Source organism: Rhizobium sp. 01T444 (genome assembly GCF_056398305.1).
The window spans coordinates 19126-40927 of record NZ_JBFTPD010000022.1 but is presented as its reverse complement, the minus strand read 5'-3'; the positions used below and the strand labels follow the sequence as shown (position 1 = coordinate 40927).

At 60.4% G+C, this 21802-nt stretch carries 23 protein-coding genes; 14 read left to right on the top strand and 9 right to left on the bottom strand.

Translation table 11 applies throughout. The features are described from left to right. Positions 1–88: 88 nt before the first annotated feature. Positions 89–1456 carry a putative bifunctional diguanylate cyclase/phosphodiesterase gene (locus AC1DTN_RS25445; RefSeq protein WP_477923128.1) on the top strand — a complete coding sequence of 456 codons (1368 nt, stop codon included), beginning with the start codon at positions 89–91 and terminating at the stop codon, positions 1454–1456. A gap of 66 nt (positions 1457–1522) precedes the next feature. Here the strand turns inward: AC1DTN_RS25445 and AC1DTN_RS25440 are convergent, their stop codons facing one another. The 5 genes from AC1DTN_RS25440 to AC1DTN_RS25420 all read right to left on the bottom strand — a co-directional run bounded on the left by AC1DTN_RS25440 (position 1523) and on the right by AC1DTN_RS25420 (position 5634). Further along, positions 1523–2152 (bottom strand): PRC-barrel domain-containing protein, encoded by a 630-nt coding sequence (locus tag AC1DTN_RS25440; RefSeq protein WP_477923126.1) that lies wholly within the window; start codon positions 2150–2152, stop codon positions 1523–1525. A gap of 237 nt (positions 2153–2389) precedes the next feature. Further along, positions 2390–3277: an SMP-30/gluconolactonase/LRE family protein gene (locus tag AC1DTN_RS25435; protein WP_477923124.1), complete on the bottom strand. Its 888-nt coding sequence runs from the start codon at positions 3275–3277 to the stop codon at positions 2390–2392. 4 nt (positions 3278–3281) lie between these two features. Continuing rightward, positions 3282–3914 carry a 2-dehydro-3-deoxy-6-phosphogalactonate aldolase gene (locus tag AC1DTN_RS25430; RefSeq protein WP_477923122.1) on the bottom strand — a complete coding sequence of 211 codons (633 nt, stop codon included), beginning with the start codon at positions 3912–3914 and terminating at the stop codon, positions 3282–3284. A 32-nt stretch (positions 3915–3946) separates the two neighbouring features. After that, positions 3947–4864, bottom strand: a complete 918-nt coding sequence (locus AC1DTN_RS25425; RefSeq protein WP_477923120.1) for a 2-dehydro-3-deoxygalactonokinase — start codon at positions 4862–4864, stop codon at positions 3947–3949. Next, entirely contained in the window at positions 4864–5634 is a 771-nt protein-coding gene (locus AC1DTN_RS25420; RefSeq protein ID WP_477923118.1) for an SDR family NAD(P)-dependent oxidoreductase, read from the bottom strand. Before AC1DTN_RS25420 ends, AC1DTN_RS25425 begins: the two co-directional genes overlap by 1 nt. Before the next feature lie 104 nt (positions 5635–5738). Here AC1DTN_RS25420 and AC1DTN_RS25415 point away from each other — a divergent pair, with 104 nt between their 5' ends. The 11 genes from AC1DTN_RS25415 (at position 5739) to AC1DTN_RS25365 (ending at position 16884) form a co-directional block, all read left to right on the top strand. Continuing rightward, positions 5739–6572, top strand: coding sequence for an IclR family transcriptional regulator (locus AC1DTN_RS25415; RefSeq protein WP_477923116.1), 834 nt, complete (start codon positions 5739–5741; stop codon positions 6570–6572). Between the two features lie 260 nt (positions 6573–6832). After that, positions 6833–7564, top strand: a complete 732-nt coding sequence (locus tag AC1DTN_RS25410) for a LuxR family transcriptional regulator (RefSeq protein ID WP_477923114.1) — start codon at positions 6833–6835, stop codon at positions 7562–7564. Between the two features lie 550 nt (positions 7565–8114). Beyond that, a complete protein-coding gene (locus AC1DTN_RS25405) occupies positions 8115–9266 on the top strand; it encodes an Mrp/NBP35 family ATP-binding protein (RefSeq protein ID WP_477923112.1) in 1152 nt (383 codons plus the stop codon). 405 nt (positions 9267–9671) lie between these two features. Further along, positions 9672–10649, top strand: coding sequence for a magnesium transporter CorA family protein (locus AC1DTN_RS25400; protein ID WP_113321888.1), 978 nt, complete (start codon positions 9672–9674; stop codon positions 10647–10649). An 18-nt stretch (positions 10650–10667) separates the two neighbouring features. Continuing rightward, complete coding sequence (locus AC1DTN_RS25395; RefSeq protein ID WP_113321865.1) at positions 10668–12566, top strand: potassium transporter Kup; 1899 nt, start codon at positions 10668–10670, stop codon at positions 12564–12566. A gap of 216 nt (positions 12567–12782) precedes the next feature. Next, positions 12783–13961: a cell wall hydrolase gene (locus AC1DTN_RS25390; RefSeq protein WP_477923110.1), complete on the top strand. Its 1179-nt coding sequence runs from the start codon at positions 12783–12785 to the stop codon at positions 13959–13961. 283 nt (positions 13962–14244) lie between these two features. Next, positions 14245–14583, top strand: coding sequence for an AtpZ/AtpI family protein (locus AC1DTN_RS25385; protein WP_113321863.1), 339 nt, complete (start codon positions 14245–14247; stop codon positions 14581–14583). A gap of 59 nt (positions 14584–14642) precedes the next feature. Next, a complete protein-coding gene (locus AC1DTN_RS25380) occupies positions 14643–15395 on the top strand; it encodes a F0F1 ATP synthase subunit A (protein WP_037105789.1) in 753 nt (250 codons plus the stop codon). 67 nt (positions 15396–15462) lie between these two features. Next, on the top strand, positions 15463–15690 hold the full coding sequence (locus AC1DTN_RS25375; protein WP_003588243.1) for a F0F1 ATP synthase subunit C: 228 nt from the start codon (positions 15463–15465) through the stop codon (positions 15688–15690). Between the two features lie 78 nt (positions 15691–15768). Next, on the top strand, positions 15769–16389 hold the full coding sequence (locus tag AC1DTN_RS25370) for a F0F1 ATP synthase subunit B (RefSeq protein ID WP_310378538.1): 621 nt from the start codon (positions 15769–15771) through the stop codon (positions 16387–16389). 3 nt (positions 16390–16392) lie between these two features. Beyond that, positions 16393–16884 carry a F0F1 ATP synthase subunit B gene (locus AC1DTN_RS25365; protein WP_477923108.1) on the top strand — a complete coding sequence of 164 codons (492 nt, stop codon included), beginning with the start codon at positions 16393–16395 and terminating at the stop codon, positions 16882–16884. 235 nt (positions 16885–17119) lie between these two features. On the opposite strand, the gene AC1DTN_RS25360 is transcribed toward AC1DTN_RS25365, so the two are convergent. Together AC1DTN_RS25360 and AC1DTN_RS25355 are read right to left on the bottom strand one after the other, a co-directional pair. Next, a complete protein-coding gene (locus AC1DTN_RS25360; protein ID WP_477923106.1) occupies positions 17120–17812 on the bottom strand; it encodes a ribonuclease HII in 693 nt (230 codons plus the stop codon). Positions 17813–18039: 227 nt separating this feature from the next. Next, entirely contained in the window at positions 18040–19197 is a 1158-nt protein-coding gene (locus tag AC1DTN_RS25355; protein ID WP_113321859.1) for a PA0069 family radical SAM protein, read from the bottom strand. Positions 19198–19336: 139 nt separating this feature from the next. Between AC1DTN_RS25355 and AC1DTN_RS25350 the strand changes: the two genes are divergently transcribed. Beyond that, on the top strand, positions 19337–19855 hold the full coding sequence (locus AC1DTN_RS25350; RefSeq protein WP_113321887.1) for a glycosyltransferase family 2 protein: 519 nt from the start codon (positions 19337–19339) through the stop codon (positions 19853–19855). Positions 19856–20033: 178 nt separating this feature from the next. Then, positions 20034–20348 carry a hypothetical protein gene (locus AC1DTN_RS25345; RefSeq protein WP_113321858.1) on the top strand — a complete coding sequence of 105 codons (315 nt, stop codon included), beginning with the start codon at positions 20034–20036 and terminating at the stop codon, positions 20346–20348. Positions 20349–20370: 22 nt separating this feature from the next. On the opposite strand, the gene moaB is transcribed toward AC1DTN_RS25345, so the two are convergent. Together moaB and AC1DTN_RS25335 are read right to left on the bottom strand one after the other, a co-directional pair. Then, positions 20371–20922: a molybdenum cofactor biosynthesis protein B gene (moaB, locus tag AC1DTN_RS25340; RefSeq protein WP_439014202.1), complete on the bottom strand. Its 552-nt coding sequence runs from the start codon at positions 20920–20922 to the stop codon at positions 20371–20373. Next, entirely contained in the window at positions 20922–21797 is an 876-nt protein-coding gene (locus tag AC1DTN_RS25335) for a 4-(cytidine 5'-diphospho)-2-C-methyl-D-erythritol kinase (RefSeq protein ID WP_439014203.1), read from the bottom strand. Before AC1DTN_RS25335 ends, moaB begins: the two co-directional genes overlap by 1 nt. Positions 21798–21802: the final 5 nt, after the last annotated feature.

Below are 21802 nucleotides of genomic sequence, written 5' to 3'. Positions count from 1 at the left end.
CGGGTTGTAGTTCCGTCGATCTACTATCGAATTGTTAAGATTTGGCCGTCATCTTCACCGGGGTGTGGAGGAAAATCTTGGGTTTGGAGTGATGGTGTCGGCGGAAGTACCATTCATGACTGTGAGTCAAAACGAACTCCAGTCTATGGCCTATACCGATCCGCTGACCGGATTGGGAAACCGCAATCGCATGCGGGACAAGGTGATACAGATTTCTGCCGAGCGGGCCAGCGATCCGGCGCCCTTCACCATCGGCATCGCCAATCTCGACAGCTTCAAGCCGATCAACGATCTCTTCGGCTCCACCGCCGGTGACGAAATCCTGTGCCAGGTCGCTCATCGTCTGAAAGCCTGCATTCCGGATGGTGCGGTGGTCACCCGTCATGACGGCGACGAGTTCGCCTTCGTCCTGCCGCTGATCTTCGAGCGCGCCAGTGCGGAAAAGTTCGGCCAGATGATCCGCGAGGTGCTGTCGGCGCCCTACGATCTCGGCGACCGCAATGTGCGCCTTTCCGCCTCCTTCGGCTTTGCGATCTATCCCTTTGCCGGCGAGGATTGCGAGGAACTGCTGAAGAGTGCCGAAACAGCACTCTATCGTTCCAAGCGCCGCGGCCGTGGGCAGATCACCGTTTATTCGCGCGAGATCGCGCAGGAGATGAAACGGGCGACCCAACTCGAACAAGCGCTTCGAAACGCCATCATTTCCGATGCGATCGACGTGCATTTCCAGCCGATCGTCTCGCTCGCCAACAATCAGGTGGTGGGCTTCGAGGCACTTGCCCGTTGGAACGATCCCGACCTCGGCTTCGTCTCCCCCGGCGTCTTCGTGCCCCTCGCCGAAGAGCGCGGTTTCATCGATGCCCTGTCGGAAGCATTGCTGCGCAAGGCTGCGGAAGCGGCGCTCTCCTGGCCGCGAGAACTCTTCTTGTCCTTTAATCTGTCTTCAGCCCAGCTCATGGATCCGGGCACGAGCAGCAGCATTCTGTCGATCCTCGGCCGCGTCGGCTTCGACCCGCATCGTCTTGAGCTTGAGATCACCGAGACGGCTGTCATGAGCTCTGCCGACACAGCGCACCGGATCATTGCCGATCTGAGAGCTGCGGGCGTACGCATCTCGCTTGACGATTTCGGCACGGGCCAGTCAAGCCTCGGGCGCCTGCGCGATTTCATCTTCGACAAGATCAAGATCGACCGCGCCTTCGTCTCGCGCATCAATTCCGACCGTGCCTCCGAGCACATCATCAAGGCGATCCTGGCCATGTGCGAAGGTCTCGACCTGGAAGTCGTGGCCGAGGGCATCGAGGATTATTCGGAAGCGGTCAAGCTGCGCATGCTTGGCTGCGGCATGGGCCAGGGCTACCATTTCGGCCGGCCGGCCGATGGCATCGCTACACTGCGCTTCCTGCACGAGAACTATTATTACGACACAAGCGCAACCGAACGCGCGAGCGCATAGCGGCAGAAGCAAAGAAACGATGGCGCCCATGGGACGCCATCGCTTACGCTCTACTCTCCGTACGGATTACTTGTTGGTCGTCGAACCTGTCGACGTATTGTCCGTCGGCAGGGCAGTGCCGGTTGCTGCCGGAGCCTTTTCAGCTGACTGCATGGCCAGCGTCTTGAATTCCGGAGCTGCCTTCAGGGATTCGGCGGTTTCTGTGGTCGTCAGCTTGACGGAGCCGTCCTGCGTATTCTGCGCAACGGTTACCTTCTCCATCGGAACGGCGACATTTTTTTCGCCAATGCCCAGGAAGCCGCCGACACCGATCACGGCTGCAACAAGGCCGCCGTCCTTCTTCATGATCAGGTCATTGACGCTGCCGATGCTCTCATTGTTGCCGTTATAGACCGATTGGCCGATATACGTGTTGGCGCTGATCTGGTCCGCGGCCTGCTGCGTCAGATAGCTGTCGCCATCTGCCTGAGCCGTATCAGTGCTCGGTGCCGAGGCCGGAGCCTGTGCGGCATCACCTGCGGGCGCCATCGGCTTGACCGGCTCTGCCGGGGCCGGGGCGGCCGGGTCGGCGGGCGCAGACTGGGTCGGGGCAGCAGGGTTCGCCGGCTGCGGAGCCGTCTGCGAAAATGCCGCCGGTGCGAAAGCCGTGGCAAACAGTGCGCCAGCGGCAACGGTCGTCAGAAGTTTGCGTGTCATTTCGAACCTACCTTCGTTCCTTGAGTGATCCCTGGCGTGGCAGCGCCCGTTTTTCAGGCATTCCTGCCGCGCCGGTTCAAGAGTGAAATGACCGATTTGCTTATTGGTTCCGGACGAAGACACGGAAAATTTTACGGTTTTTACGGAACCTTTACCGGGAGATAGGCCCGCAAAAGCAAAAAGGCGCCCCGGATTGGAGCGCCCTCGAGACTGCCGGCTCTGCCCGCAGTTCGTGCTTCAGATCACATAGGCGGGATCGAAAACGCCCTTCACGGCAACGCCGAGTTCGAGCAGGGCGCCGGCGCTCGGCTGCGTGGAGCGGGCATCCTCATCCAGCCCTTCCCAGGCGGTGGTCACCGCCAGCCGGTCGGCATTGGCGCCGATGAAGGCTGGGCATGAGGGCTGTGCGGCCGGTACCTTGTAGCGGGCAATGCGCAAGCCATCCGGGCTGTAGCGATCGACGACGCCAGCGCCCCAGCGGGCGTTCCAGATATAGCCGTCGGCATCGCAGACCGATCCGTCCAGGCCGCCCGGCTCATCCATGCTGTCGACCATGACGATCGGCTCGCCGGAGGGAAGGCCGGTCTGCGGATCGACCATCACACGCATCAGGCGGCTGAGGCGCGTGTCGGTGAAATAGCCGATCGTGCCGTCGGGCGAAAAGCAGATGGAGTTCGGGATGCTGATGCCGCTGAAGAGCTTCGTCACCTTGCCGGCAGCTACGTGATAGATCGCGCCGGCCTGGTTCTCGGCGCGCTTGCTCATCGTGCCGATCCAGAGTGCGCCCGAGGGATGCGTGCGTCCGTCATTTGAGCGGTTTTCCGGTCTATCGTTTTCGAGCGCCGCATAGAAAGTCAGGTTGCCGCTGGCGACGTCGCGCACGAACAGCCCCTCTTCGGTCGCCAGCAACTGGCGGCCGGCATCGATGCGGGCGAGCACGCTTGCCATCATCGGCAGCGAATGTACTTTCTTTTCATCGGTCGAAAGATCGAGTTCGTGCAGTTCCTTGCCAAGAATATTGAACCACCAGACCGTGCTGGTGCCGGGGTCGTAGGTGGGGCCTTCACCGAGAACCGAATTGGTATTACAAAGTGTTTTGCCCTCGAATTCATAAATATCAGTCATATGCCTATGCTCCTATGGCTGCGTCATAGGCTAAGATGGTTGCCTTGGCGCGCTCGGCAACCTCTGCATCAGTCATTCCCGGCTTGTAGATGCTGGTGCCGAGGCCGAAGGAGAAAATGCCGGCCTTGGTATAGTCGGAGAAGTTCTTGTCCGAGACGCCGCCGACAGCCGCAATCACCAGTTCCGGCGGCAGGATGGCGCGGATCGCCGTGATGCCTGACGGTCCCAAAACGCTGGCGGGGAAGAACTTGAGGCCGGTCGCACCCGCGCGAGCTGCCTGCAGCGCTTCTGTGGGCGTGAAGACGCCGGGCATGGTCACCATGCCATAGTCGCGGGCGCGAATGATGACGTCGGGCTCGACATTCGGTGTCACCAGCAGCTTGCCGCCGGCCGCATGCAGGCTGTCGACGGCCCCGGTGGTCAGCACGGTGCCGGCGCCTATCAGCACATTGTCAGGTGCCATCTTGGCGGCGATCTCGATAGACTTGAAGGGCTCGGGCGAATTCAGCGGGATTTCGATTGCCGTCAGACCGTTTTCGATCAGCGCGCCGACCACGGCTTGGGTCTCCTCGGGCTTGATGCCGCGCAGAATGGCAATGAGCGGACGCTTCATGTCGGGGAAGGGGATACGGTTCATGGGAGGTATCTTTCTCAGTTCGGCCAGATGGCTCAGTTTGGCCAAATGGCTTGGGCAGCGGCCGAAAGCCCGCCGCGAACGGCGACATCGGCATCGATGGCGGTGAAGGAAAGGGAGAGCGTGCGGAAGGCCTGCTCGTAAAGCGCCTGCAGGCGTCCGGAAGCGACAAGGGTAATGGCCGTATCCTTTCCGGCATTCTGCAGCGCGCCGGCGATTTCGAGGCCGATCAGCGTACCCGAGAGTTTGGCTTGGGCAGCGGCAGCCGAAATACCGTGCAGAAGCTGGCCGGAGCGGGCGGTGAAAATCAGGTTCGACGCGAGCGCCGGCCGCTGGAAGGCGGCTGCAACCGTCGCTTCGAAGGCGTCGGTGTCGGCCGGCTGGTCCTCGGCGCCGGCAACGGCATGCATGAGGATCGTATGTTTGGTGATGGCGTCGAACAGCTCACCGGTCATGAAAGTGGAGAAACCGGTGACCTTGCCATTCTTGACATGCACCCATTTGGAATGCGTGCCCGGCATGCAGACGGCCTGCGTACCCTGACTGTCAGGCCCGAGCGCGCCGAGAAGCTGCGTTTCCTCGCCGCGCATGACATCCGGCGTCGCTACATCGCGCTGGGCAAGGCCCGGCAGGATGCGTATGTCACGGCTTTCGCCGGGCACGGAGACCGCAGCTGATAGAATAGAGGAAAGCGAAGCCGGCACGTCTATATAACCCGCCTCCACCCAGCCCTGCCGCGCGCCTGCCATGCCGCAGACGATGACCGGCAGGTTGGCCAGCGCTTCAACTGCTGCAAGATGTCCTTCGAGTACCTGGGAAAAACCGGTCTTGGCGGCCGTCGTCATGCCTTCGCCGCTGCGACGCTCGGCAAGAATGCTGCCGTCGGCAGCGATAAGCCAAAGCCGGAAACTGCTGGTGCCCCAGTCCACCGCGACATAAGCGGGATTTGCCATTAGAGAACACCTCCATCGACGATAAGGGACTGCGCGGTCATGCCGGCTGCGCAGTCGGATGCAAGAAACAGAGCCGGACCGACAATCGCGTCAGGCTTCAATACGATCTTAAGGCATTGCCCCTGTACGGAGCGGGCAATGCTTTCCTCTGTCAGCCATAGCTGCATCTGCCGCTCGGTCACAACCATGCCCGGTAGGATGCAGTTGACGCGGATATTCTCAGGGCCAAGCCTTCCGGCCATGCCCTTCGTCAGGCCGACGACTGCCGCCTTGGCGGCGGCATAGGCGGGAAAGACGCCCATGTTCAGTTTGAAGGCAATCGACGACATATTGATGATCGCTCCGCCGCCCGCTGCCCGCATCGAAGGGGCAACCGCCTGCGAGGTAAAGAAGACATGGCGCAGATTGACCGCCTGATTATTGTCCCAATAGTCCTCGGTCACATCGTCGAATTCGTGCCGGTCATCCCAGGCGGCGTTGTTGACGAGCACCCGGATCGGCCCGGACTTTTCGACAACCTCGTTCACCGCGCGCCTGATGGCATCGATATCGCGCAGGTCGGTGTGGTAGAAGCTGACGGGATGCGCGGTCTCTCCAGAAAGCCGTTCCGCCAATTCCCGGCTTTCCGCCTTGGCGATGTCCAGGAAGGAAACCTTTGCACCCTGCCTTGCGAAACCTTCGACGAGGGCAGCGCCGATGCCGGAACCTCCGCCGCTCACCAACACCGTGCGATCCCGGAATTCGGGGAATTGTGCAGACATAGCGCTCATCGTCTCTCCTCCGGGCATGCTAATTATTCCATTATTTGGAACTTAATTTGACTATATGGAATTATCCGACTAGGCTGCCTTTCCTGTCAAGAGTAGGAAAGGCAATGAGCTCCAGCGGCGACAGCATGGCGCAGGCGGATGACAAAGGCGCGTCGGTTGATACTAGCGTGCCGCGTGACACCGGCACACTCGGCAAGCTTATGGTGCTGCTCGATCTCGTCACCCATGCCGATGCTCCCTTGCGTTTCACCGATATCCTCGCACTTGCCAATCAGCCGCGTGGCACGCTGCACCGACAGCTCGGCCATCTCGTGGAGGAAGGGCTCCTTGAACTTGACGCCGAAGGCCGTTATGCGCCGGGCCTCCGGCTGCTCGACTTCGCCTCACGAAGCTGGGCGCGCAACGAATTCCGCTTGATTGCCGCGCCGCATCTGGCCGCCCTTCATCGGGAGACGGGAGAGACCGTCCATCTCGGCGTGCTGCGCGGCTCCTCCATCATCTATCTCGACAAGGTCGAAGGACACCAGCCGGTGCGTATGTATTCACAGATCGGCAATGCCTCGCCCTGTTATTGCACCGGTGTCGGCAAGGCGGCCCTTTCAGTGCTGCCACTCGACAAAATCGAGGAACTGCTACCCGGTCTGCATTTCAACCGCTTTACCTCGGCGACGCATGTGAGCGCTGAAAGCCTGCTGGCGGAGATCGGAGAAATCGCCGCGACCGGTCATGCTTTCGATCGCGAGGAGCACGAGGCGGGCATCCGCTGTGTTGCCGCCCCCATCTGGTCGGACGACCGCTCCTTCATCGGCGGGGTCTCTGTCACCGGTCCCGCTTACCGGCTGTCGATGGAACTTCTTCAGGAATGGGCCGTTCCGGTTCAGATGACAGCACGGAAAATCATGGACGAAATGCGCATCCGCCTCGGGCCGAGGCGTTGAAACCGATTTGACCGTGGTCATTGCTGGACGTCGTATACATAGCATGCTTATGATGAGTGCGTTATTGAGATTTGACGGCGAATCACGCCAACTGGGGTCGTCCGCGAAATCATCGACAATTCACCGGCCGAACGCGCTGCACGCCGAGGCTGAATCCTATTGATCTGACGGGCGTTGTGTAACCCACCCTGTACCTGACCTTTTTTCCACACAGGCTGCCAGAGGTTTACCCAAAGCCCGGTTGAAGGCGAAAAAATCTGATGGCAAGCTTACCGCAAACTTCGGTGGAGGACGCCTATGTCCAGGAGGTCGCCAGTCTAAAGACGCAGTTCGACATTTTCCGCTTCATGAAGCGGGTGACGGAGGCCTATCGCAGCCGGGCGTTCATGGTTTTGAACCTGCCGCCGATTACCTCCTTCGATCTTCAGGGCAATACGATCATCACCAGCTGGCCCGCCGAACTGCTGTCCATCTACGATCAGGAAGGATTGATGGTAAACAGCCCGGTCCTGCGGCGGCTGCGCACGTCGACCCTGCCTTTCTTCTACGATACGTCGCGCACCAACTGGCCCCGCGACGACGGCAAGACAGGTGTCGTTGCAACCCTTTTCGAACGCTTCAAGATGATGCGCTGCGCCTATTTTCCGACACATGAACCGTCAGGCGCGCGCGGTGCAGTCTCCTTCGCCGGTGATCGCGAGCCTTTCACCCCGGTAGAGATGCGCGAGCTCAGCTACATCGCGATCCATGTCTTCGACCGGCTGGCCGAGATCCGCAATCTCGATACGCGCATGACCGACACGCTGACCGACCGCGAGATTGATTGCCTCAACTGGACTGCCGCCGGCAAGACCAGTGCCGAGATTGCCGAAATCCTCGATCTCTCGGAGCATACGGTCAATCACTACCTGAACCGCGCCACCAAGAAGCTTGATACGGTCAACCGCACGCAGGCCGTCGCCAAGGCGCTACGCATCGGCCTCATCAAGTAGTCCCGATTAGTAGGCATTGCCGGCCTAAAATATCGTCAGTCGCTGCCGCCGTGCTCAATATGTGAGCGCCATTCCCTTTGCTGGTGGCCCTGGACTGAACAATTATCATCCTTTTCACCGGATTCCGCAGTTGGCATGCTTCGTGCATCGTTATCAGCAGAGGTCCAGAGGGGACTTTGAAAACAGCGCCAGCTCAACGGCGCGACCGACACGCCGCCGTCTGATATCGCTGCCGCTTTTCTCCCGGCGTTCCGATATCGGCGGCGGTTGTTGCGTTTGGGCAACCACCTTTTGCCCTGTTCCGAAACCGGACGATATCGTTCATTTTTTCTGGCCTTTTTTCCGCTTGCTCTACTTCGCCCCGAATTGCGCCGGTTCTCGGGGAGTCCGTTGCGGTCATCAGGGCGAGAGCCCAGCGGACTTGATGACCGCAACGGAGAGAGAACGCGCTGCCTTTCCTTTAACGCAAGATGTGCCTGCCGCCCGATTTTGTTTGGCGAAGCTGCTGGCCTCCACTATTTACTGAAGACGAAAAAGCAGTGAGGGTGGAATGACCGAGGTCACCAAGGAACAGGTTCTGGAAACGCTGAAGACCGTGCGCGGGCCGGATCTGGAGCACAACATCGTCGAACTCGGCATGGTTTCCGATGTCTTCATCTCCGATGGCAAGGTCTATTTCTCGATCACCGTGCCGGCGGAACGCGCCAAGGAACTGGAGCCGCTGCGGCTGGCTGCCGAGCGTGTGATCAAGGAAATGCCAGGCGTGAAAGGCGCGCTCGTGGCGCTGACGGCAGACAAGAAGGCCGCCGCAAATGCGCCCGCAGCGCGCCCCGCTCCGCAGGCTGACCACGCCCATCACGGCCACTCCCACGCCCCGCAACAGCAGCCGCGCACCGCCAAGATCGGCGTTCCCGGCATCGGCGCCATTATCGCCGTCGCATCGGGCAAGGGCGGCGTCGGCAAGTCGACGACGGCGGTCAATCTGGCACTCGGCCTGCAGGCGAATGGTCTTCGCGTCGGCATTCTCGATGCCGATATCTACGGCCCCTCGATGCCACGCCTCCTGAAGATTTCCGGCCGCCCGACCCAGATCGACGGCCGCATCATCAATCCCATGGAGAATTACGGCCTCAAGGTCATGTCCATGGGCTTCCTCGTCGATGAGGAAACCGCGATGATCTGGCGCGGACCGATGGTCCAGTCCGCCCTCCTGCAGATGCTGCGCGAAGTCGCCTGGGGCGAGCTCGACGTTCTCGTCGTCGACATGCCGCCCGGCACCGGTGACGCTCAGCTCACCATGGCCCAGCAGGTACCGCTCGCCGGCGCCGTGATCGTCTCCACGCCGCAGGATCTGGCGCTGATCGATGCCCGCAAGGGCCTCAACATGTTCCGCAAGGTCGAAGTGCCGGTTCTCGGCATCGTCGAGAACATGAGCTATTTCGTCGCGCCCGATACCGGTACGCGCTACGACATCTTCGGCCACGGCGGCGCCCGCAGGGAGGCCGAGCGCATCGGTGTACCCTTTCTCGGCGAAGTGCCGCTGACCATGAATATCCGCGAGACTTCGGATGCCGGAACGCCGCTTGTCGCCTCCGATCCGAATGGCGTCGTTGCCGGCATCTACCGCTCTATCGCTGCCAAGGTCTGGGAACAGCTCGGCGAAAAGCCGCAGCGCGCAGCACCTGCGATCGTCTTCGAATAGCGCGAATCACTTGGCCGCTCACCTCGAATTGTGAGGGAAATGAGATGAAAGGGCGCAGTTCACGTAAGATGTCTTGATTATTTTCCGGCTTTGCTTCATATGCGCGCCGGCGTCATGATGGCGCGTCTGCAAATGCTCTGTGATGGCCGCCTGTCGATGAAGGTTCCGGCCTCCCTGCGTATTCGGAGTTGACTTGTCGATCGAAGGATTGGTGACTGCGATGCGGTGGAGCAACCCGGCCGATAAGGCCGGACATGACCGGAGTTGTATGAACTTTCTTTATCCGCTTCCGTTACGATCGATGGCAAGTGCGCCCTGGCGTCACCGCGCTCGCGTGGGCATGGAAGGACTTTCGATGAAAAGGGCTACGACGGCTGGGCGCTGCCGGCGCCGGAGATGCGGGCTGTGATCACCGCATACTGTTCCAACTGCAAGTCGGTCGAGATCCGTGATCTTGCCAATCCTCCGGAGTTTCCGGCGGATGTGGTATGGATCGACATGGTCGAGCCGACTCGCGAGGAGGAACTGCATGTCGAAACGATCCTTGGCATCGAAGTGCCGACCCGCGACGATCTCAGGGCGATTGAGCCGTCAGCCCGCCTCTATGTCGAAAATAACGCCGTATACATGACCGCTTCGCTGATATGGAAAGCGGAAACGGAAGCGCCGACCCTGACGGATGTCGCCTTCATTCTTGCCGGCGACAAGCTAGTGACCATCCGCTACGCTCATCCGAAGTCCTTCGCACTCTTCATCGCCGCCCTGCATCGCATACCGGAGCAGTGGCGCAGCGGCGCCGCCCTTCTTGCCAAGCTCCTGGAAACCATCGTCGATCGCACCGCCGAAGTTCTGGAAATGTCGGTGTCCCGCCTGGACATCCTGTCGGTGCACGTGTTCGGTGACCGCGCCAAGAAGGTGCGCAAGCCGTCGAACTATCTGGAAGAGAAGCTGAAGGACATTGCCGGCCATCACCGCATGATCAGCAAGCTGCGCGACAGTCTCGGCTCGCTCTCGCGCCTTCTCACCTTCTTCTATACGATCCCTGTCGTGCAGCACGATCAGGAAACCAAGGAACTTTGCCGGACGATTTCGCGCGACATCCAGTCCCTTTCGGAACATGCGTCCTTCGTTGCCGGCAACATTACCTTTCTGCTCGACGCCTCGCTCGGCCTCATCAACATTGAGCAGAATGCCATCATCAAGATTTTCTCGATTGCTTCGGTCGTGTTCTTGCCGCCGACGCTGGTCGCCTCCATCTATGGCATGAATTTCGAGTTCATGCCGGAGTTGCACCTGGCCGCGGGTTATCCTTACTCGCTGGGCCTCATGGTGATCTCCGCCGTCATTCCCTTCTTCTTTTTCCGCTGGAAAGGCTGGCTCTGAGGAGCCTGTAATTACTTCATGTCTGAAGAAAGCCATTCTCAAGAACGCAACCTTACGCCGCGCAAGCTCTTTTATCTTGCGCTAGGCTCCGTAGGTGTCGTTTACGGGGATATCGGCACGAGCCCGCTTTATGCCTTCCGCGAAGCGCTGAAGCCGGTCGCCCATGATGGTCTCACCCGTTTCGAGGTCATCAGCCTCATTTCTCTGATGATCTGGGCGCTGACGATCATCGTCACCATCAAATACGTGCTCTTTCTGCTGCGCGCCGACAACGACGGCGAAGGTGGCACGCTGTCGCTGCTTGCCCTCCTGATGAAGACCGCCAATGGCCACACAGCGCTTTTGATGCTGCTCGGCCTGATGGGCGCGGCACTCTTCCTCGGCGACGCGATGATCACCCCGGCGCTCTCGGTTCTGTCAGCGGTCGAAGGTATCAAGCTCGTCACGCCGCAGCTGTCGGAATATATCGTGCCCATATCGGTGGCGATTCTGGCACTGCTCTTCGTCGTGCAGTCGCATGGCACGGGGGCGGTCGCACGATTCTTCGGCCCCATCACGGCGCTTTGGTTCCTCGTCATGGCCGCCGCCGGCATCGCTCATATTTCCGATGACTACGGCATCCTCGCCGCCTTCAACCCTTATTATGCCATCAGCTTCCTGCTGCACGAGGGTTTCTATGGCGTCGTCGTTCTCGGCGCTGTCTTCCTGACGGTGACAGGCGCGGAAGCCCTCTACGCAGACCTCGGCCATTTCGGCCGCCGCCCGATCCAGTGGGCATGGTTCGCGCTGGTCTTCCCGTCGCTCACGCTGAACTATCTGGGGCAGGGCGCACTCGTTCTCGGCAATCCGGCAACGATGTCCGACCCCTTCTATCTCATGTATCCGCAGTGGGCGCTGTTGCCGGTCGTTATCCTCGCGACCTGCGCCACGATCATCGCCAGCCAGGCCGTCATTACGGGCGCCTTCTCGCTCGTACGCCAGGGAATCAACCTCGGCTTCCTGCCGCGCATGGAAATTCTCTTCACGTCAGAGACCAATACCGGGCAGATCTTTGTGCCTTCGGTCAACGCGGTGCTGTTCTTCGGCGTCATCTTCCTCGTGCTCGGCTTCAAGACCTCGGATTCGCTGGCGACCGCCTACGGCATCTCGGTCACCGGCGCGATGGTCGTCACCTCGATCATGGCCTTCGAATTCGTCCGCGTCCGTTGGAACTGGTCGCTTCCGGTTGCCATCATTGCGCTGCTGCCGCTCGTCCTTCTCGAACTGATCTTCTTGGGCGCCAACCTCCTGAAGATCCATGACGGCGGCTATATCCCGATCCTGATTGCGACGGCCTTCACCGTCATTATGTGGACCTGGCGTCGCGGCACGGCGATCCTGACGGAAAAGACCCGTCATACGGATATTCCGCTTGCCTCGTTCGTGAGCTCAATCGAGCGCAAGAGCGAGCATTCGCCGGCCCATGTTCCGGGTACCGCGATCTTCCTGACCAGCGATCCGGATTCGGCACCCGCCGCACTGTTGCACAATCTCAAGCACAATCACGTGCTCCATGATCGCAACGTCATTCTGACAATCCGCACGGTCAACAAGCCGCGCGTCTCGCCGCAGGAACGCTACAAGGTTGAGCAGATCTCCGAACGCTTCTCGCGCGTGGAACTGCTCTTCGGCTTCATGGAATCGCAGAACGTCTCTCAGGCGCTGGCGGCGCTGCGCAAGACCGGCCTGAAGTTCGACATCATGACGACCTCCTTTTATCTCGGCCGCCGCAAGCTGGTGCCTGATGCCAAGTCCGGCATGCCCTACTGGCAGGACCGCCTCTACATCGCGCTCGCCAATGCGGCCGCCAACCCCTCCGACTACTTCCGCCTGCCGGCCAACCGCGTGGTGGAATTGGGTTCGCACGTCATCATTTGACGGGAAGCAAGGAGAGGGCGCCATCTCGTCCTCTCCCATTTCTGTGACCGGCCGGGAATGAACGGGGCGAGATGCTCCATCTCACGAAAATGTCAGTCGCATTGGAATATGCTGAAATCCTCATGGGCATATTCCGGGACAGGTCGTTAACCAGCTATCAAGGTTAATGCGAGATTTTCTTGGGACTGTTCCCGCGTCCCATGCCCGGAGTCCGCGTTGCGTCGAAATGGCCGCTTCCGCAGCAAGCTGCGTCTCTTGCCCCAGAATTGGGTCTCTCCCGCGATCTTCGGCGTGGCCGGATGGCTGATCTTCCCGAGCGTCGCCTCCCATGCCGATCTTGCCACCATGCTCGCCGGTCTCGACAATGATCGCGAAAGCTGGCGCATGGTTCTGACCAATTCGCCCGCAGGCTCCATCCACCAGGTAGAACTCGCCTTTGCCGATCCCGCTGCTACCGGCTCGATCGCCGCCGGTGGGGGCATGGTGCTGCCCGACGGCCGCAAGGTTGCTTTCGTCTCTGGTGAGAAGGGCAATGACGGCATCCCGGACGAGGATCGCGTCAATCGCAATGCGAAGAAGGGCCGCGTCGTTGCCGTCGAAAGGGTGCAGCCGCCGAAGGATTTCTCCGCAGGCTCCATCCTTGAGCGCACCAGGCTCCTCTTCCGCCCGGTCTTCGATCTCAAGGACAAGTCTGCCTTCGTGAAGCCGACGATCAAGGGCAAGGAGATCGAGATCGCCACGGCCTTCTACAAGACGCAGCCGGTGCCACAGCAAAACAACGCCGTACCGGCAATGCTGGCAAGCCTCGTGACCAGCAATAAGGCGGATGTGCTGGCGACGGCCTATGCACCTGCAGCACCGGATTATTCGCGCCAGTCGCCTTTCGATTCGATCCTGACCGACAGGGATGAAGGCCGTTTCGTGCCGCAGATCGGCCCGAAGGACCATGCTTGGGCGGCCAGTATCCTGCCGCCAAGTGTCTTTTCCGCCGGCGAGCAGCAGTGCCTGGCTTCAGGTATCTATTTCGAGGCGCGCGGCGAATCCGTGAAGGGGCAGGCGGCCGTCGCGCAGGTCATCCTCAACCGCGTCCGCAATCCAGCCTATCCCAAGACCATTTGCGGCGTCGTCTACCAGAACGAAGACTGGCGCAATCGCTGCCAGTTTTCCTTCGCCTGCGACAACATCAGAGACCGTGTGAATTCGCAATATCATTGGCGCGTCGCCCGCGATGTTGCCATGGCCGTGACCGCCGGCACGATCTGGCTGCCGCAAGTGGGGTCGGCCACGCATTACCATGCCGTCTACGTCCGGCCGAATTGGGCCAGGACCATGGAAAAGGTCGGCCGTATCGGCATGCATGTCTTCTAYCGCACTTATGGTGGTGGCTGGAGYTGAGGCAAAAGGGCGGCCGATTGCCGATTTTTCGCTGCCCGGCGCCGTTCGAAGACGGATTCTTTCGATGAAATCGGGCGGGAGTGGCCAAATTCCGCTTAAATCTTTGATTTTTTGCGGTTATTTTATGGCTGGACACAAGCTCTCTACGCCTTGACTATGCTAATCCCTAAAACTATGTTGCGCGCGACTTCAGAACGGGCCGGAGGGTTCTTTAACCTTTGCGTCCGTGGTTCGGAAAACCGGGGTAGCGGGATTGCGGGCGACGGGAGCGGAGGAGAGCACGATGGCGGATGACCGCGAAGAAAGTCTTGAGCAGCGCCGTCGGCAGCTGGAAGCGGAACTAGCCTCCAGACATGTCGATGACAGGAAGGAAGAGGCGCGAGAGGCCAGTGCCGAGCAGAGCCGTAAAGGTTATGCCCAGGCGATGAAGCTCTCGAGCGAATTCATTTCCGCCATCGTCGTCGGTGCTGTACTCGGCTGGCTCTTCGACCATTTTGTTGGCACGACGCCTTGGGGGTTGATTGTTCTTCTGCTTCTTGGATTCTGTGCCGGCGTTTTGAATGTTTTGCGCGCTGCGGGGAAGGTCGCCCAACCCCTGGATCGCCAAAACGCTGATAAATAGGGCCGTCTGGCCCAGTGCAATTTCCGCCTCTTGGGCGGGCCAAAGAGAGAGAGCAACCGGTGTCAAACGATCCGACCCATCAGTTCCAGATCTTCAAGATTGTGCCGATCGAGATCGGCGGGATTGATTTCTCGTTCACCAACGCATCTCTCTTCATGGTGGCTTCGGCTGCCGTCGCTGCTGGCTTCCTTTATTTCTCGACCACGAATCGCGCCATTGTTCCGGGCCGTTCGCAGTCACTCGCCGAAATGTCCTACGAGTTCATTGCCGGCATGCTGAAGGAAGGTGCGGGCACCAAGGGAATGCAGTTCTTCCCGCTGGTCTTTTCGCTCTTCATGTTCGTGCTGACGGCAAACCTGCTCGGCATGTTCCCGTATTTCTTCACGATTACCAGCCAGATCATCGTCACCTTCGCGCTGGCGATCCTCGTCATCGGCACGGTTCTGGTCTACGGCTTCTATAAGCACGGCTTCCACTTCTTTAATGTCTTCGTGCCCTCGGGCGTGCCGGGCATTCTGTTGCCGCTGGTTGTCTCGATCGAGATCATTTCCTTCCTGTCTCGTCCGATTTCATTGTCGGTTCGTCTTTTCGCAAACATGCTCGCTGGTCACATCACGCTGAAGGTGTTCGCAGGCTTCGTCGCCTCGCTTGGAGCCCTCGGTGCTGTCGGTGTCGGCGGAGCCGTTCTTCCTCTCATCATGACCGTCGCCCTGACCGGTCTCGAGTTCCTCGTTGCCTTCCTCCAGGCTTACGTCTTTGCGGTGCTGACTTGCATGTACCTCAATGACGCGATCCATCCGGGCGGGCACTAAGGATAACGACATCGACGTCAAAGGGCGTCAGTCATTCGCCGCAACAACCATTTCAAAGGAGTTCAACATGGAAGCGGAAGCAGCAAAGTTCATCGGTGCAGGCCTGGCTTGCTTTGGTATGGCCGGTACGGCTCTCGGCCTCGGCAATATCTTCGGCAGCTACCTCTCCGGCGCTCTGCGCAATCCGTCTGCTGCTGACAGCCAGTTCGGCCGTCTGGTATTCGGCTTCGCCGTTACGGAAGCTCTGGGCATCTTCTCGCTGCTCGTCGCTCTTCTCCTCCTCTTCGCCGTTTAATATCGGTGGATTGATGGATCACGGCCTGCGAACAGCGAGCCGTGATCCTTTGCATTTGCAGTACACCTGGAGGTGAGCATGTACTTTGTGACCCCGGCCTACGCTGAAGAGGCACCGGCGGGAACCGCGACGGATGCGCATGCCGCTCCGGCTGCCGGCGAGGTCCATACCGAGACCGGCGTTGCCGAAGGCGGCCACGCGCGTGGGCCTTTCCCGCCTTTCGATTCGTCGACCTACGCATCCCAGCTTCTCTGGCTGGTGATTACGTTCGTCATTTTCTACCTGCTCATGCAAAAGGTCATCGCACCGCGCATCGGCGCGATCCTCGAGCAGCGTCACAATCGCATCTCGCAGGATGTCGAAGAAGCTGGCCGCCTGAAGGCTGAGGCCGATGCCGCTGTCACAACTTACGAAGGCGAACTCGCCGCTGCCCGTGCCAAGGCAAACTCGATCGGCACCGCCGCTCGCGATGCTGCCAAGGTAAAGGCCGAGGGTGATCGTCGCGCAGTCGAGGCTAGCCTCAACGAAAAGCTGAAGGCTGCCGAGGCCCGTATCGCCGATGTGAAGGCAAAGGCTTTTGCCGATGTGGGTGCCATCGCCGAGGAAACTGCAGCAGCTGTTGTCGAACAGCTCATCGGCGGCTCCACTGCCCAGTCTGATGTCGCCGCTGCCGTTGCAGCCGCCAAAAAGGAGGCTTGATCGATGGAATTTGCTTTTGATGCAACTTTCTTCGCCTTCGTTGGCCTCGTTCTCTTCCTAGCGCTGATCGTCTACCTGAAGGTTCCGGGCATGATGGCGAAGTCGCTTGACGACCGCGCCGACCAGATCCGCAACGAGCTGGCGGAAGCCAAGCGTCTGCGCGAGGAAGCCCAGCACCTGCTCGCGGAATATCAGCGCAAGCGCAAGGAAGCTGAAGCTGAAGCAGCGCACATCGTGGCCGCTGCCGAGCGCGAAGCTGAAATGCTGACCGTCGAGGCGAAGAAGAAGACGGAAGAATTCGTCTCTAACCGCACGGCTCTTTCCGAGCAGAAGATCAAGCAGGCCGAAGCCGACGCGATAAAGGCTGTTCGCTCTGCTGCCGTCGATCTCGCCATCGCAGCCGCCGAAGCCGTCATCGGCAAGCAGGCGGATGCCAAGGTCCAGTCCGAACTTTTCGGCCAGGCCGTCGGCGAAGTGAAGAYCCGCCTGAACTGAGCTGCTGCTCTATAGGATTAGAAAAGCCCTGCCTCAGCGGGGCTTTTCGGTTTTCGGCGGATGCTGTTGTGCTTAGTGTGATGTCTGAAACTGTGATGGGCTGCGCCGAAAACAACGGATCACCCTTTCGGAAGCTGCTGCAGAAACCCTCGATGCCGGTACAGCAATCGAGTGTCTCTGACACTTTCCCATCCCCAGGGCTTGCAGGGAAACGGAGCGGATCCCGCGCTGGAGCTTACTCCTCCAGCATCTCCCCATTCAGCTCTTCCACGACGCCGTCCTTGCGGAGTGGCCGGAAGCTCATCCGGTGCAGCGAGCACGGCCCGTGCTTCTCGATGCCGGAGCGATGCTGCGCCGTGCCATATCCGACATGGGCGGCAAAACCATATTCGGGAAACACCAGATGCGCGCGCGCCATCATTCGGTCGCGCGTCACCTTTGCCACGATGGAGGCGGCGGCAATCGAAACAGATCGCGCGTCGCCCTTCACCACGGCATGCCCGGGGCAGTCGAGGCCAACAGGCACGTCCAGTCCGTCCGTCAGCACATAGCTTGCCGGGATGGAAAGGCCGCAGATTGCGCGGCGCATGGCGTCGAGGCTTGCTTTGCGGATATCGGTTTCGTCGATGCGTGTGGAACTGGACGAGGCGATGGAGACTGTGGCGGTCGCAAGAATTTGGACGAACAGCTCCTCGCGTCTCTGCGCCGAAAGCTGCTTGGAATCGTTGAGGCCCTCGGGAATGCGCTTGGGATCGAGGATCACGGCTGCAGCCACGACAGGGCCTGCAAGCGGTCCGCGCCCTGCCTCGTCGGCACCCGCGACAGGCCAGTGGCCAGCCTTGCGGGCTTGCAGCTCCAGCCGGAAATCCGGCACGAGGGGTACCTCTTCAAAGAGCAGAGGAGAATCGGGTGACGTGCGACGTTTCATGCGGTTGAAACTCGCACGCCAACCCGATTTCCTGCAAGCCCCCGGATCAGGGCGGCGACGACCGGGGGCGGTCCGGCGGATGGTGCGGTCAGGGCCATCCGCAGGAATTGCGCAAGACAGAAGACGCAGGGCAGGTCTTCTTCACGCCTCACGCAAGCTCGTTAACAAAAGCAATTCCAGCAAAAGTGCGCAGCGGCTTTGCGTCCGGACTTGCGTAAAACAACCAGTCAGAGCAACGAAAGCTGCACGCCGCTGCCATTTGGCGGTACGAAGAGATCGTCGCGCAGGGCAAGGCTTCGCCTAGTTAGCCCTAACCGCTTTGCTGCCATCTCGAAGCGGCGGGCGATCTGCCAGGCGTAAGGCCCGGCGCCCTTCATGCGCTTGCCGAACTCGGCATCATAATCCTTACCGCCGCGCATTGAGCGCACCAGCGACATGACGTGGCGATAACGGTCAGGATAGTTCTGCAGCAGCCAGTCGCGGAACAGCGGGCTCACCTCCAGCGGCAGCCGCAGCAGCACATAACTTGCCTCTTCTGCGCCTGCCGCCTTTGCGGCATCCAGAATGCGCTCCAGCTCGTGATCGTTGAGCGCCGGGATGATCGGCGCCGCCATCACTGACGTGCGCACACCGGCCTCGGAAAGCCCGCGGACCGCCTCCAGCCTGCGCGTCGGCGTCGAGGCGCGTGGTTCCATCAGGCGCGCAAGCTTGCGGTCAAGCGTCGTGACCGAAATGCCGACGCGGACGAGGTTCTTCGCCGCCATCTCCGTGAGGATATCGAGATCGCGCAGGATCATCGCCGACTTGGTGACGATCGCAACGGGGTGGTTCGCCTTGTTCAGCACTTCGAGGATCTGCCGCATGATGCGCCACTCCTTCTCGATCGGCTGGTAGGGATCGGTGTTGGTGCCGATCGCGATGACGCGGACCTTGTAACCAGGCTTGGCGAGCTCGCGCTCCAGAAGCTTCGGCGCGTCCGGCTTGGCAAACAGCTTGCTTTCGAAATCCAGTCCCGCCGAGAGGCCCATATAGGCATGCGTCGGCCGGGCGAAACAATAGATGCAGCCATGCTCGCAGCCGCGATAGGGATTGATCGACCGATCGAAGGAAAGGTCGGGGGACTCGTTGCGGGTGATCGCCGTGCGCGGCTTCTCGATCTGCACATCCGTCTTGAAGGGCGGCAGTTCCTCGAGCGTCTGCCAGCCATCATCGAAGGTCTCGCGCTGCGTTGGCTCGAAGCGGCCGCTGGGATTAAGCCCCGCGCCGCGGCCACGCCGCCGGTCAACCTCAATGCGCAGCCCCGAGGCTGCGATCATCGCGTCGGCAATATCTGCCGTATTGGCAGGCGCAAATGCGGCCTGCCCTGCAAGGGACTGTGGTCTCATCGGATTCTCCAGCGGCGGAAAACGCTCGATCCCGCTCGTTTTGATGATTATATTCCTATCCGCAAAAAGAGAACAATGCAAGAACAAAATGGGGAAAGTGGTGCTGGCAAAATTTTGTGCGGCGCTCTATAAACAGGCAATGTTGACTGTCGTTCTTGAATGCCAGGATCAGGAACCTGAGCTGGCCCAGACTCTATCGGTATTGGTGGCGGGCGCCGTCGAGGGCCTCGTCAGTGACGTGGTCGTGCTCGATCACGGCTCCCGCGACGGCACCTCGCGGGTGGCGGATGCCGCCGGCTGCCGTTTCCATTCGCAATGGGATATCAAGGACATCATCCGTTCCGCTCGCGGCGAATGGCTGCTTTTCGTCGAACCGGGCGCAAGACCGCAGGCAGGCTGGATCGACGAAGTCGCGGAATACGTAGCCTTGAATAAGGTGCCTGCGCGCTTCACCGCCTCACGCGGCTATCGGCGCCCCTTTTTCCAGCGCGTCGGCCGTGCCAGGCCGCCGCTGGAACTCGGCCTGCTTATGCCGAAGAAACTCGCCATTTCAGCTGCAAAGAGCGGCATGCGCCTTACCGAATTCGTCAAGGCACAGAAGCCGCGCCAACTCTCCAGCGAATTGATTCCCTCCTGGGTCGCCCGCGCCGCGCGATAGCTGCACTCCTCGACATTGCGAAAAGATGGCGCCCAATAGGATTTCGCGCTATAATTCGGCTATGGCGCCGCCGAAGCGCCTCGCTTCGTAACGGATGGCCATGGAATGCCGGTGAACGGCAGAACAGGTCAGCGAAAATCTCCTCTTCTGCCGGGTTTCCGGCGAAAGGAGGTGCGTCATGCTACGCAATATGGTCCACGGCCTGCTGGCCGTCATATTGACGACATTGGTGATCGCGCATCCGCATCCGGCAGCATCGCAGATGATGCGCAGTTGCGCAGGCCGATCCGAGATCGTCAATTTCCTGGACAGCAACTTTGGCGAAAAGCTCACTGCAGTCGGACTGATTAACCAGAACGCCATTCTCGAAGTCTATGCCGCCGAAAGCGGCACATGGACGCTCGTCGTCACGGACGTTCACGGGATAAGCTGCGTGCTGCTGTCCGGTGATAGCTGGGAAACGATGCCCGCCCTGCCGGGCCTCGCGACATAGCGATGCTGCTATTGTAACCAGTCTATTTCGTCGCGCCGCGCTTGAGGTGTTCGTCCAGCCGCGGCATGATCTCCACGAAATTGCAGGGCATATGGCGATAGTCGAGCTGCGCCTTCAAGATACCGTCCCACGCGTCCTTGCAGGCGCCGGGCGAGCCCGGCAGCACGAAGATGAAGGTGGCGTTGGCAACACCTGCCGTAGCGCGCGACTGGATCGTCGAGGTGCCGATCTTGTCGTAGGAAATGCGGTGGAACACGGCCGAAAACCCGTCCATCCTCTTTTCGAAGAGCGGTTCCAGTGCGTCGGGCGTCACGTCGCGGCCGGTGAAGCCGGTCCCGCCCGTGGTGATGACGACGTCGATCTCCTTGGCTTCAGTCCAGGCGCGCACGCGCGCGGTAATCCTCTCGCGGTCGTCAGGCACGATGTCGCGGTCGACCAGATGATGGCCGGCTTCCACAATCCGTGCCACCAGCGTGTCGCCGGATTTGTCGTCGGCCAGCGTACGCGTATCCGAAACGGTCAGAACCGCAATGCCGAGGGGGATAAAAGCTCGTTTTTCGTCCAGGCCTGCCATCATGCACCTCCTGCGAAAGTCTCCGTCGACTGGAAATACCAGTCCGGGCGGGCCGCGTGAAGACGCTCAGCGGCGCGCAGCGCAGCAACGGGTGTCTCGAAGATGCCGAAGCAGGTCGCGCCAGAGCCGGACATGCGCGTGAAAAGCGCGCCTTCTGCCGCGAGCATGCCTGAAATCTCGGCGATTTCGGGAACCAGTTCCCGCGCCGGCATCTCCAGATCATTGCGTGTCGCCCGTATGGCTTCCATCCAGTGCGGCGTCTTCTTCAGGACCAATGAAGGATTATTCTTGGTGACAAGCCGCTGGAAGATCTCGGGCGTGGAAACGCCTTTCAGCGGATTGGCGAGCACCATGGCGAAGGAGGGCAGGGCATCGGCCGTCTCTATCTTTTCGCCGATACCGCGTGCGATCAGCGGCGTGCTTTTCAGGCACATCGGCACGTCGGCCCCAAGCTTCAGTGCGAGGGCGGCAACGGTCTCAGTGGGAAGCGTCACGTCCCATAGACGCATCAGCCCGCGCAGCGTCGCTGCCGCATCGGCAGAGCCGCCGCCGATTCCGGAAGCGACCGGCAGATTCTTTTCCAGATGGATGCGCACGGGCGGAGCGCCGCCTGCCGCTTCCCGCAGCAGGTCACGCGCCTTCAGCACCAGATTGGTGCCGGGGTCATCGGCAAGCACATCGGCGAATTGGCCGGAAAGCGTGAAATCATCCGCATCGGCAGGCGCAAAGCCCAGCCGGTCGCAGTGGCGAGCAAATGTCACCAGCATTTCAAGAAGGTGGTAACCGTCAGGCCTCTGGCCCGTCACATGCAGGGCCAGATTGATTTTTGCGCACGCATCTTCGGTGACCGCGAAATCGCCGAGCCCGTCAGGCATGCGGC